Source organism: Clostridium sp. K13 (assembly GCF_019734195.1).
Taxonomy (GTDB): Bacteria; Bacillota; Clostridia; order Clostridiales; family Clostridiaceae; genus Clostridium.
In genome coordinates, this window is the sequence record NZ_JAASHM010000002.1 from 155,971 (window position 1) to 168,394 (window position 12,424).

A 12,424-nucleotide genomic window follows, 5' to 3' on the forward strand; every position below is an offset into this window, starting at 1 on the left:
GATATATATTATTAATATAAATATTTAGTGATAATGATAGAATAAAATATACAGTAGAAAATTATCAATTCTTAAGAGTTTATGAATTTTATATGTAGTAATATAATTATTTATGGAGAAAAAGAATGAAATAGGATATAATAAGTAAGTATAAATTTAAGGAGGTAAAATTATGATGCCTTTATCAAAATTTAAAATGAATTTAAAAAGTCTAAAAAAAGTAGATAAATTAATGTTTATATCTATAGTACTGATAACCATGTTCGGTATAATTAATATATATCTAGCCAAAAAGGCGACTACTGGAGGAATGTTATTTCCGGTAAAACAATCGGTGTTTTTTATAGCATCAATAGTATTGTTATATTTTGTATTAGCCATAGATTACTCAATAATTAAGGCATTTACTCCGATATTTTATTGGACATCAATTGCATTATTGGTTTTAGTATTAATAATAGGATCAACTATTAATGGAGCTCAAGGTTGGATTAGATTAGGACCATTGTCATTCCAGCCAGCAGAATTGGCCAAAATTGCAACTGTTATGATGATGGGAAAAAAGCTAGAGGATATGGATGGGGAAATAAATAATTTTAAAAATTTCTTTATATTAGCTTTTTATGCGATAATACCAGCAGGACTTATAGTAATTCAACCAGATATGGGAATGACGATGGTATTATTTTTTATGGTTTTAGGAGTATTTTTTATAGGTGGACTAGATAAAAGAATAATTATAGGTGGGTTAGGTGCTTTAATAGTAGGAATTGTATTGGTATGGAATTCAGGATTAATACAAGACTACCAAAAGAGAAGAATAACATCATTTAGAAATCCAGAAACAGATACTTCAGGATCAGGATATCATTTAAGACAATCACTTATAGCTATTGGATCAGGTGGATTTTTTGGAACTCTTAATTCATTAGCTAATGATGGAACAAGTGGATATGCATCTCAATATGTTCCTGAAATACAAACAGATTTTATTTTTAGCCAAGTATGCCAGCAATGGGGAACTTTTGGAGCAATTTGTTTATTAACTTTATATGGAATACTTATATCTAGGATGATTAATATAGCACGGACAGCTAAGGATATATTTGGAAGTATATTAGCGACGGGAATGATAGCATACTTTTTATTTGCAATATGGCAGAATATAGGTATGACGATAGGATTAATGCCTATCACTGGAATAACATTGCCATTAGTAAGTTATGGAGGAAGTTCTCTTGCTACAACTATTCTTTCTTTAGGATTAGTTCTTAATATAGGAATGAGAAGAACTAAATTAAATTTTTAATTAAATTTTAATATGCAATATATTGTAAATACAATATATTGCATATTTTTTTTATCATGAAAATATAATTAAATGAGCAATTTTTTTTAGGAGGAAAAATGGGGAATTACAATAATCAATACCAAAGATATTATCAAGAATTACAAAATAAAAATTTAGGGAAAAGTACATCACCAGTTTACAATAGAAGTACATTTGATAGAGTATATGGAAGCAATAAAAAAAATAATTCAAGAAAAGACTTTTTTTCAAGTATGGCTAATGTATTTATTTATCAATTAGTAGTGGTTATATTTATGCTTATGGCATCTTTTTATTTAAAGTATTCTCCAAATGAACAAGAGTCTTATAAGAATGTAAAAGCTGTAATTAATGATACTACCTATAGTAAAGTTGATGAAGAAATTGAAGCATTTAATATTTCAGATATAGTAAACAAGATAAGTAATTACATAAAAACAAGCTTAAATGGAGGAAAAGCTGATTTTTAAAGTAATAAAAAAATCCTAGTAGAAAGGTGGTTATTAATATAATGTGAGCCTATAAAGGAGATGTAAATGGATAGATGGGGTAAAAGTGTTCTAGCTGAAATTATATTATTTTTTATACTTCTTAGCTTAAATGAATCAATTGTTTTAGCATTTATAAGTATATTACTTCATGAGATATCTCATATAGTTGTAGCTAAAAGAAATGGCTGTAAATTTAATAACTTTCAGATTCATATATATGGAACAAATGCAGAGTTTATAAATATTGATGAATTGTCTAAGAAGGAAAAACTACGAATATATTTAGCTGGGCCAGGTATGAATATGGCCATTGCATGTATATTTTTTTTTGTTGGTTTAATAATTAATAATAGTATAGTATACAAAATAATTAATATTAATTTGAGCTTATTGGTTTTTAATATTTTACCAGCATACCCTTTGGATGGTTCAAGAATATTAGAAATTATATTATCTGAAAAAATATTATATAAAAAGGTTACAGATATAATTTCTAAGATAAGTTATATAGTTGCGATAGGATTAATTGCAATTGTTTTTATTTTATTTATATATAATAAAACTTTAAATATTAGTTTAGTTATTGCAGCTATAATAATTTATTTAATAACTAGAAGTGAAAAAAAATCAGCTATGTATATTTTAATGGGAAATATATTTATGAAGCGGAATAAGTTGTTAAGAAATGATTATATTGAAAACAAAAGTATATCAGTATATTATAAGTTAGGCTTAGCAAACGTTATGTCAATAATAGATAAAAATAGATTTAATACTTTTTATGTATTAAATGATGATTTAAAGGTTTTATTTATTATGCATGAAGATGAACTTATAGAAGCATTAAAACTTTATGGGAATATTACTTTAGAGGAATATTTTGATAGGAGAGATGAGCTAAGCAATTAGTTTACTTTTAGATGTTTATTATGCTAGAATAGTAAGGATAATTATGATGGTTACAAGTTTAGTTTATGAATAATAGAATAAAATTGCGAAGGAAAATAAAAGTTAAGGGCCTAAGGCCCTTAACTAAATAAATTGTTTCGCAATTTATTAAAAGTACTATATTAAAGTTTGTTGCCAAATTAAAGGAGGGTGCTTATGAATAAGATAACTGATGATATTTTATGTAAAGTAGAGAAGCCATCTAGATATGTAGGTGGAGAATTAAATCAAGTTATAAAAAATCCTGAAGATGTTAATATAAGATTTGCGTTTTGTTTCCCAGATGTATATGAAGTTGGGATGTCTCATTTAGGAACAAGGATTTTATATCATACTATAAATGAAAGAAAAGATACATATTGTGAAAGAGTTTTCACTCCATGGCCAGATATGGAGTCTTTAATGAGAGAAAATGATATAAAGTTATTTACTTTAGAAACTAAGACACCATTAGATAAATTTGATATGTTAGGTTTTACACTTCAATATGAAATGAGTTATACAAACATATTAAATATGTTAGATATGTCTGGAATAACTATAAGAGCAAGTGAAAGAAAAAATGATGATCCTATAATAATGGCTGGTGGACCATGTGCATATAATCCAGAACCACTATATGATATTGTAGACTTCTTCGAAATTGGAGAAGGAGAAGAAATGATGAACGATGTTTTAGAAGTTTATGCAAGACATAAAGATGCAGGAAACTTTAATAAACAAAACTTCTTAAGAGAAATATCAAAAATTGGTGGAATATATGTTCCTAGCCTTTATGATGTTACATATAATGAAGACGGAACTATAAAAGAGTTTAAACCAAAGTATGAAGATGTTCCAGCTAAGGTTAAAAAGAGAATAGTTAATAATTTTGATGCAGTATCATTCCCAGAAGATATGATAGTTCCTTATACTGATATAGTACATGACAGAGTTGTTTTAGAGACAGCTAGAGGATGTACAAATGGATGTAGATTCTGTCAAGCGGGTATGATTTATAGACCGGTTAGAGAAAAAACTACTAATACTTTATTAGAGCAAGCAAGAAGAGCACTTAAAGCTACTGGATATGATGAAGTATCATTAGCTTCGTTGAGTATTTGTGATTACTCTAATATTCAAAATCTAATATCTAGTTTAGTTTTAGAACATGAAGCTAAAAAGGTTGGAATAGCGCTTCCATCTATAAGAGTTGATGCTTTTTCAGTAGATTTAATTAAAGAAATTCAAAAGGTTAGAAAAACAGGTTTAACTTTAGCTCCAGAAGCAGGTTCTCAAAGAATGAGAGACATAATAAATAAGGGGTTAACTGAAGAAAGAATATTAGAAGCTGTAAAGAGTGCTTTTGAATCAGGTTGGAGTACTATTAAATTATACTTTATATTAGGATTACCTTATGAAACAACAGAAGATGCAGCTGGAATTGGTGAATTAGCAGAAAAAATGGCTGATGTTTATTTTGAAATTCCAAAGAACGTTAGAAGTAAGGGATTAAAGATTACAGTAAGTACATCAATATTAGTTCCAAAGCCATTCACACCATTCCAATGGGCTCCAATGGCAAGACCAGAAATAGTGGATGAAAGAATTAAAGCCGTTAGAGGTGCAATTAAATCAAGAAGTATAGTTTATAACTATCATGAGCAAGAAACTTCATTTATGGAGGCTGTATTTGCAAGAGGAGATAGAAGAACTTGTGACGTATTAATTAAAGCATTTGAAAAAGGTGCTAAATTTGATGGTTGGTCAGAGTACTTTAATATGGATATATGGAAGGAAGCAATGGCAGAGTGTAATTTAGATGCTGATTTCTACGTATATAGAGATAGAGAGTATGATGAAGTTCTTCCTTGGGACTTTATAGATATTGGAGTTAATAGAAAATATCTTGAAAGAGAAAATGAAAAAGCTAAGAGAGCTGAACTTACTAAGAACTGTTTAGAAGGATGTACTGGATGTGGGATAAATGTAAACTTTAAAGAAGGGAAGTGTTTCGAAGGTGCGATACGTAATTAAATTTACTAAAGGAGAAAATATTAAATTTATTGGACACTTAGATTTAATGAGAACTATTCAAAGAATAATAAAGAGATCAGGATTACCAGTTGAATATTCAAAGGGATTTAATCCTCATATGGCTTTATCAATAGCACAACCACTTTCTGTTGGAGTTTATTCAGAGGGAGAATATTTAGATTTAGTTTTAACTGAGGCTCTTGGAGTTGGAGAGGTTATAGAAAAACTAAATGAAAGTACTCCTCCTACAATTAAGTTTTTACATGCGACACCAGTTGAAATAATAGAAAATGTTAAGAGATTACCACAAGCTATGGCACTTTTAGATGGTGCTAGATATATAATTAAGATTAAGCTTACTGGGACTTCTAAAGTAGAAGAAGAAATGATGAAGACTCTTAATGAATCTACATGGGAAATTGTAAAGAAGACTAAAAAAGGTGAAAAACTTACTGATATTAAGCCACTTGTTAAAGAGTTTAAATATTGGATAAAAGATGATGAATTAGTTTTAAATACATTAATTGCTACTGGAAGTAGAGAAAATCTTTCTGCAGATCTTTTAGTAACATATTTAAAAGGAAAAATATCAGAAATTAATCAAGACTCTTTCGTAAATATAAAGAGAGAAGAAATGTATATATTAAAAAATAATAAGTATGTTCCTTTATATAAAGGTATTTAGGGTAGTTTTAGTATGAGAGAAATTTTCATTGAAAAAAGAGAAAGCTTAACTAGAATTGCAGTAAAAGAAAATGATGAATTAATGGAGTGCCTTTTAGAAGAGGACTCCATCAATCCACAAATTGGTGAAGTTTATAAGGGAAGAGTTAAGAATATAATTCCTGGAATTAACTCTATATTTTTAGATATAGGATTAGATAAAGAAGCCTATATGTATTATAGTGAAGAGTTAAAAAGAACAGGAATAAAAAAAGGCGAAGAGCTATTAGTAGAAGTCTTAAAAGAACCTTTAGGAAATAAGGGAGCTAAGGTTAGCAATAAGGTTACTATTTTAGGAAAGTTTATTGTTTTAACATTAGGAGATGAAGGAATAACTTTATCTAAAAGAATTATAGATGTAGAGCAAAGAAGAAGATTAACTACGATTATAAAACCAATTAGAGGGATAGGAATAGTATTTAGAACAGAATCTGAATTTGCAACTAATGAAGAGTTAACTGAAGAGTTAAATCATCTTTTAAATAAAAAGGATGATATGGAGAGAAAACTTAAGTATTCTAAGAATATAGGAAAAGTTAAATCTAATAGTTTAATTACAAGATTTTTCGAAGAATTAGACAATAAAAAAACTAAAATTATTGTAGATAATGAAGAATTTTTAGAAATAATAAAAGGATTAATTAATAATAAAGAAAATTTTGAGTTTAAATTATATGATGATAAAAGAACTTTATTTGATTATAATGGCATAGAAAAAGAAATAATTAAACTAAGACATAAAAAAGTTAATATACCTTGTGGTGGATATATAGTAATAGATAAAACAGAAGCTATGTATGTTATAGATGTAAATAGTGGGAAAAACACAAAGGGTAGAGACTTTAATAAAACTATAATGCAAACTAATTTAGAAGCGGCAAAAGAAGTTGGAAGACAAATTAGGTTAAGAAATTTAAGTGGAATTATAGTTGTGGATTTCATTGATATGAGAGATGAAAATCAAAAAGCACCTGTAATTAGAGCTCTAAAAAAATCATTAGAGGCAGATAAAGGAAACGTTAAAATTTTTCCTTTTACAGAACTTGATTTAATACAAATAAGTAGAAAAAGAAAAGGTAAATCTATTTATGAATATCTAGAAGAACCTTGTAGAAAATGTAAAAGTAATGGATTCCTTTTAAGATTATCTTATATTGAAAATCTTATTAGAAATGAAATTATAAAATGCTCTAAAGAAAATTCTATAAATGATTTTTATGTGGAAATAGATAAAAATTATGAAGAGGATATAAAAGGCGATTTATTTAAATTTTTAAAAAATATTGATGGATTAGAGAAAGAAATTTATTTGAATTTTGTTGACGATATAGAGGGGTACAAGGTTGAACCCTTGATTTTTAATAATCAAAAAGAAAATTACCAAAAATATAAAATAAAAACAATTGAAAAAGTATAATAAATTTCTTTACAAAATGTAGTTTTATATGATAAAATGTCATTTGTAAACCGCACATAACGGGTTTTATTAAAACAAAGTTAAATCTTTGTACCTACATTGGCGAGACCGTTTAAGAGGAGGTGTTTTTAATGTACGCAGTAGTATTAACTGGAGGAAAGCAATACAGAGTTCAAGAAGGAGACGTAATATACGTTGAAAAATTAAACGCTGAAGTTGAATCAACAGTAGAATTAACAGAGGTTTTAGCTGTTTCTAACGGAGAAACTTTAACAGTTGGTGCACCAGTAGTTGCTGGAGCTAAAGTTGTTGCTAAGGTAGCAGCTCAAGGAAAAGCTAAGAAGATCACAGTTTTCAAGTATAAGCCTAAAAAGGACTACAGAAAGAAGACTGGTCACAGACAACCTTACACTAAATTAGTAATCGAAAAGATCGAAGCTTAATTTTAAGTTATGATTAAGATTATTATATTTAAACAAAAACATATATCTCTCGGATTTAAGATAGAAGGTCATGCTTTATCAAGAGAAGAAATTGAAAGTACTACAGGTGATGCATATGATATGATCTGTAATAGTGTTTCTGTTTTATCTCAAAGTGTTGTAATAGGCATGCAGGAGGTTTTAAAGCTTCCAATAAAGTATGAAATAAATGACGGATTTTTATCACTGAATTTAAATAATCTTAAAGATGAAGAGATTGATAGAGGACAGGTATTACTTTTAACCTTTGAAAAAAGTTTAGAAAGTTTAATGATGTCCCTTGAAGCTAGTTTTGGTAAAAATAGACGGAATAAATATATAAAAATAAAATTCGAGGAGGTGTAATGAGTATGTTAATGATGAACCTTCAATTATTTGCCCACAAAAAAGGGGTAGGTAGTTCAAAGAATGGTAGAGACTCTGAATCTAAAAGATTAGGTGCTAAGGCTGCAGACGGAGAATTCGTTTTAGCTGGAAACATCCTTTACAGACAAAGAGGAACTAAGATTCACCCAGGTCTAAACGTAGGTAAGGGTGGAGATGACACTTTATTTGCTAAGGAAGACGGAATCGTAAGATTCGAAAGAATGGGAAGAGACAAGAAAAAAGTTTCTGTTTACCCAGTAAGCGTTGAAGAAATAGCTGAATAATTATATTTTATATAGGTAAAAGCACCCGTAAGGGTGCTTTTATTCTTGTAATAAATATCTTTTTTATATATACTATTATAAAATATATATGTTATGGAATAATAAAAAATAGGATTATTATGTTTAATCTTATAAAGTTACAAGGAGGATAGTAACTATGTTTATAGATAGAGCCAAGATATTAGTTAGATCAGGTGCTGGTGGGAACGGTGCTGTTACATTCAGAAGAGAAAAGTATGTTCCACTTGGAGGACCAGACGGTGGAGATGGAGGAAAAGGTGGAAGCGTTATATTTACAGTTGATACTGGATTAACAACACTTTTAGATTTCAAATATAAGAAAAAATTTATAGCTGAATCAGGTGGAAATGGGCAAGGTTCAAAATGTTATGGTAAAGATGGTCAAGATTTATACATAAGAGTTCCAATGGGAACTATTATTAGAGATTTCGAAAGTAATAAAGTTATTGCTGACCTTTCACATAAAGATGATACATATGTTATTGCTAGAGGTGGTAAAGGTGGTAAAGGAAATTGTAAGTTCTGTACACCAACAAGACAGGCACCACACTTTGCAGAGCCAGGTATGCCTGCAGAAGAAAGACAGTTAATGCTTGAATTAAAGTTACTTGCTGACGTTGGATTAGTTGGATTCCCTAATGTAGGTAAATCAACTTTATTATCATCAGTTACAGCAGCTAAGCCTAAGATAGCTAACTATCACTTTACAACATTAAAACCAAATTTAGGAGTTGTAAAAGCAGAAGGAATTAATTCATTTGTTATGGCTGATATTCCAGGAATAATTGAAGGTGCAGCTGAAGGTGTTGGATTAGGACTTGATTTCTTAAGACATATAGAAAGAACAAGATTATTAATACATGTTGTTGATATATCAGGTGTTGAAGGTAGAGATGCTTTTGAAGACTTTGTAAAAATAAATGAAGAGCTTAAGAAATATTCAGTAAAACTTTGGGATAGACCACAAATTGTTGTAGCAAATAAGGCTGATATGCTTTACGATGACGAAGTATTTGAAGACTTTAAGAAAAAGGTTAATGAATTAGGATTTGAAAAAGTATTTAAAATGTCTGCTGCAACTAAGTCAGGTGTAGAAGAAGTAATTAAAGAAGCTGGTAAGATGTTAACAGAAATTCCAATAATGGAATTAGAAATACCAGATGAAGAAAGATATGTTGAACAAGAAAAGAGATTCACATATGAAATCAATGTTGAAGAAGGCGAAGAATACAACACATATGTTGTTACAGGAACATTTGTTGATAGATTACTTGCATCTGTAAATATTCATGATGCAGACTCATTAAGATACTTCCATAAAGTTCTTAATAATAAGGGGGTATTACAACAAATAAGAGAGATGGGAGTACAAGACGGAGACATGGTTAGATTAAATGACTTCGAATTCGAGTACATATTATAGGAGGATAAGGTACATGATAACAGGAAAACAAAGAGCTTACTTAAGAGGGCTTGCAAATACAATGTCACCAATATTTCAAATAGGAAAAAATGGTGTTGAAGAGACATTTTTAAGACAATTAGAAGAAGCTTTAGAAGCTAGAGAACTTATAAAGATAAAAGTTTTAGAAAATAGCGGATTAGCAGCTAGAGAAGTTTCAGATGAAATATGTAAGGCTATAGGATGTGAAGGAGTTCAGGCTATAGGAAGTAAGATTGTATTATATAAGAAATCTGAAAAAAAACCTAAAATAGAATTACCACAAGGAAAAAATAAATAATCATGAAAAGATATGGTATGATGGGTGGCACATTCAACCCCATACATTTAGCACATTTATATATTGCATATGAAGCTAAAGAAGCTCTAAATTTAGATAAGGTTATATTTATGGTAGCAGGAAATCCACCACATAAAAAGGAAAGTCCTGTAATAGATTCTAAATATAGATATAATATGGTTGAAAGAGCTATAGAAGGATATCCAGGTTTTGAAATTAGTAATTACGAAATACAAAAGCATGGATATAGTTATACTTATGAAACTTTAAAATACCTAAAAGGCCAAGAAGAAGACGTTGAAGTCTTCTTCATAGCTGGGGCAGACTCATTAATGGATATAGAAAAGTGGAAAAATCCAGAGTTAGTATTAAATAATTGTACATTTGTAGCTTTTAATAGAGGTGAATATACAAAGGAAACTCTTGAGAAGCAAAAGATAAAATTACAAAATAAGTATAATTCAAATATAGTTTTATTAGATATAATAAATTTAGATATTTCTTCTTCTATGATTAGAAAAAGAATAACAGAAGGAAAAAGAGTAGATTTCTTTATGACTAAGGAAGTTATGGAGTATATAAAAGAGAATAATTTATATAGGGGAGATTAAAATGTGGGGATTAGATGAAATAAGGGATTATTTAAAGAATAATTTAAAGCCATCTAGGTATGGGCATACTTTAGGGGTGGTTAATACTGCTATTAAGCTTGCTGAAATATATAAAGAAGATAAGGCTAAAGCTGAAATAGCAGCTCTTTGTCATGATGTAGCAAAAAATATGACTATTGAAGAATTGAGAAAAGTAATAAAAGATGAAAACATTACTTTATCAGTTGATGAAGAAAATACACAAGAATTATGGCACTCTATAATTGGACCTATAATAGCTAGAAAACTTTTTGGAATAGAAGATGAAGAAATTTTAAGTGCTATGAGATGGCATACTACAGGCAAAGAAAATATGACTAATCTTGAAAAAATAATATATTTGGCAGATTTAATTGAACCCTCGAGAAATTTTGAAGGCGTAGAAGAAATTAGAGAAGCTGCTTATAAGGAATTAGATTTAGGCATGTTAAAGGCATTAACTCATACAACTATATATTTATTAACAAAAGGTTGTGCAGTAGATATAAACTCTGTTAAAGCAAGAAATTATTTAGTATATAACAAACAAAGCTAAATAAATTTTAATAGTTATTAATTTTTTATTAGTATATATAAGGTGAGGGACGAGACTATGTCAGGGAAAAAAGATAACAGAGGGAATAATAGCAGAAGGGTCTCTAATAAAAAGCGTAATAGAGAATTAAGCCCTAGAGAAGAATTAGAAATAAAAAAGAGATTGAGAAAAAAAGAAAGAAAATCTATAGTTATTAAAAGGGCTATTATGGCTGCATTTTTAACAATAACAATATTAATAGTATTATGTGGAATATATTTATTTTCTTTTATTTCGTCTTTAAATAATAATAATATGATACCAGCTGTTAAGCCAAAAGCAAATGAAACTGTAAACATATTATTATTAGGAATGGATATTGGAGATGCAGAGAATACATCCAATGCTTCAGCAAGAAGAACTGATACTATGATGCTGTTAAATTATAATCCACGTACTGATAATGTAAAAGTAGTTTCAATTCCAAGAGATACATTAATTGAGGTTGAAAATGCACATGATGGTAACGGGAATACTATTCCTTATTGGAAGATTAATGCTGCCTATGTTTTAGGTGGAGAGCAAGAAGTTATCGAACAGGTTCAAAACTTATTAGGTGTAACGGTTAATTATCTAGTTGAGATTGATTATGCAGCATTTAGAAATTTAATTGATGCTATAGGTGGAGTTGAAATGTATATTGATAGAGATATGTATTATGATGATGATGCTCAAGATTTGCATATACATTTTAATAAAGGTGAAACTGTATTATTAGATGGTAAAAAGGCTGAGGAATTCTTTAGATGGAGAAAGAACAATGATGGTACAGGTCTTGTAGATGGAGATTTAGGAAGAATTAAGAACCAACAAAAATTTATATCTGCATTAATAGAAAAATGCACTAATCCTATGATAGTTACTGAAATTCCAGGTGTTTTAAAAGCTATAAAAGAAAATGTAATCACTAATATGTCAGGTGTAAGTATGATAGAATATGGATTAAAAATGATAAGTAATTCAGGAATATCTATGAACACTTTACAGGGATATAATGAAAAAATATATGGACAAGATTTCTTAATTGCAGATCCTTCTTATAATCAAAGCTTATTAGAGTCTTTAAAGATTACAAGTCAAGCGGATAATAGCGAGATAAAAAAGAATAGTTCTATTATGGTTTTAAATGCAACTAGAGTTAATGGGTTAGCAGGAAATTTAAAAACAGAATTAGAGAAGTTAGGATATAGTAATATAAGTGTTGGAAATTCAGATAAAAGCAAGGAATCAAGCATATTATCAAATAATAAAGAATTAAAAAAATTATTAAGTGATGAGACAGGAATTAAAAATCTTTCAAAAAATAAAGATTCAAAATATCAAGATTATGATGCAGTAATAATAATTGGTGAAGATTACTTAGAGTTTGAATAAAAGTAG

At 28.7% G+C, this 12,424-nt stretch carries 14 protein-coding genes; all 14 read left to right on the forward strand.

The features are described 5' to 3' along the window. Positions 1–175: 175 nt before the first annotated feature. The 14 genes from rodA to HCG76_RS02305 all read left to right on the forward strand — a co-directional run bounded on the left by rodA (position 176) and on the right by HCG76_RS02305 (position 12,418). Positions 176–1,309, forward strand: coding sequence for a rod shape-determining protein RodA (gene rodA / locus HCG76_RS02240; protein ID WP_221699039.1), 1,134 nt, complete (start codon positions 176–178; stop codon positions 1,307–1,309). 98 nt (positions 1,310–1,407) lie between these two features. Then, positions 1,408–1,800 carry a hypothetical protein gene (locus tag HCG76_RS02245; protein ID WP_221698994.1) on the forward strand — a complete coding sequence of 131 codons (393 nt, stop codon included), beginning with the start codon at positions 1,408–1,410 and terminating at the stop codon, positions 1,798–1,800. Between the two features lie 66 nt (positions 1,801–1,866). Further along, positions 1,867–2,730, forward strand: a complete 864-nt coding sequence (locus tag HCG76_RS02250) for a site-2 protease family protein (protein WP_221698993.1) — start codon at positions 1,867–1,869, stop codon at positions 2,728–2,730. 195 nt (positions 2,731–2,925) lie between these two features. Further along, positions 2,926–4,785, forward strand: coding sequence for a TIGR03960 family B12-binding radical SAM protein (locus HCG76_RS02255; RefSeq protein WP_221698992.1), 1,860 nt, complete (start codon positions 2,926–2,928; stop codon positions 4,783–4,785). After that, the gene (locus HCG76_RS02260; RefSeq protein WP_221698991.1) at positions 4,769–5,470 is read left to right on the forward strand and encodes a TIGR03936 family radical SAM-associated protein; all 702 of its coding nucleotides are present in this window, start codon (positions 4,769–4,771) and stop codon (positions 5,468–5,470) included. Before HCG76_RS02255 ends, HCG76_RS02260 begins: the two co-directional genes overlap by 17 nt. A gap of 12 nt (positions 5,471–5,482) precedes the next feature. Beyond that, on the forward strand, positions 5,483–6,925 hold the full coding sequence (locus HCG76_RS02265) for a ribonuclease E/G (protein WP_221698990.1): 1,443 nt from the start codon (positions 5,483–5,485) through the stop codon (positions 6,923–6,925). A 131-nt stretch (positions 6,926–7,056) separates the two neighbouring features. Next, positions 7,057–7,368 (forward strand): 50S ribosomal protein L21, encoded by a 312-nt coding sequence (gene rplU, locus HCG76_RS02270; protein ID WP_133014022.1) that lies wholly within the window; start codon positions 7,057–7,059, stop codon positions 7,366–7,368. Between the two features lie 9 nt (positions 7,369–7,377). Then, positions 7,378–7,752, forward strand: a complete 375-nt coding sequence (locus HCG76_RS02275; protein ID WP_221698989.1) for a ribosomal-processing cysteine protease Prp — start codon at positions 7,378–7,380, stop codon at positions 7,750–7,752. Between the two features lie 5 nt (positions 7,753–7,757). Continuing rightward, entirely contained in the window at positions 7,758–8,057 is a 300-nt protein-coding gene (rpmA, locus tag HCG76_RS02280; RefSeq protein ID WP_042399852.1) for a 50S ribosomal protein L27, read from the forward strand. A 157-nt stretch (positions 8,058–8,214) separates the two neighbouring features. Further along, complete coding sequence (obgE, locus tag HCG76_RS02285) at positions 8,215–9,501, forward strand: GTPase ObgE (protein WP_221698988.1); 1,287 nt, start codon at positions 8,215–8,217, stop codon at positions 9,499–9,501. A gap of 13 nt (positions 9,502–9,514) precedes the next feature. Next, positions 9,515–9,820 (forward strand): ribosome assembly RNA-binding protein YhbY, encoded by a 306-nt coding sequence (gene yhbY, locus HCG76_RS02290; RefSeq protein ID WP_221698987.1) that lies wholly within the window; start codon positions 9,515–9,517, stop codon positions 9,818–9,820. 2 nt (positions 9,821–9,822) lie between these two features. Beyond that, the gene (nadD, locus tag HCG76_RS02295; RefSeq protein ID WP_221698986.1) at positions 9,823–10,431 is read left to right on the forward strand and encodes a nicotinate-nucleotide adenylyltransferase; all 609 of its coding nucleotides are present in this window, start codon (positions 9,823–9,825) and stop codon (positions 10,429–10,431) included. A 1-nt stretch (position 10,432) separates the two neighbouring features. Continuing rightward, positions 10,433–11,005 (forward strand): bis(5'-nucleosyl)-tetraphosphatase (symmetrical) YqeK, encoded by a 573-nt coding sequence (gene yqeK, locus HCG76_RS02300; protein WP_221698985.1) that lies wholly within the window; start codon positions 10,433–10,435, stop codon positions 11,003–11,005. Positions 11,006–11,062: 57 nt separating this feature from the next. Beyond that, the gene (locus tag HCG76_RS02305; RefSeq protein ID WP_221698984.1) at positions 11,063–12,418 is read left to right on the forward strand and encodes an LCP family protein; all 1,356 of its coding nucleotides are present in this window, start codon (positions 11,063–11,065) and stop codon (positions 12,416–12,418) included. Positions 12,419–12,424: the final 6 nt, after the last annotated feature.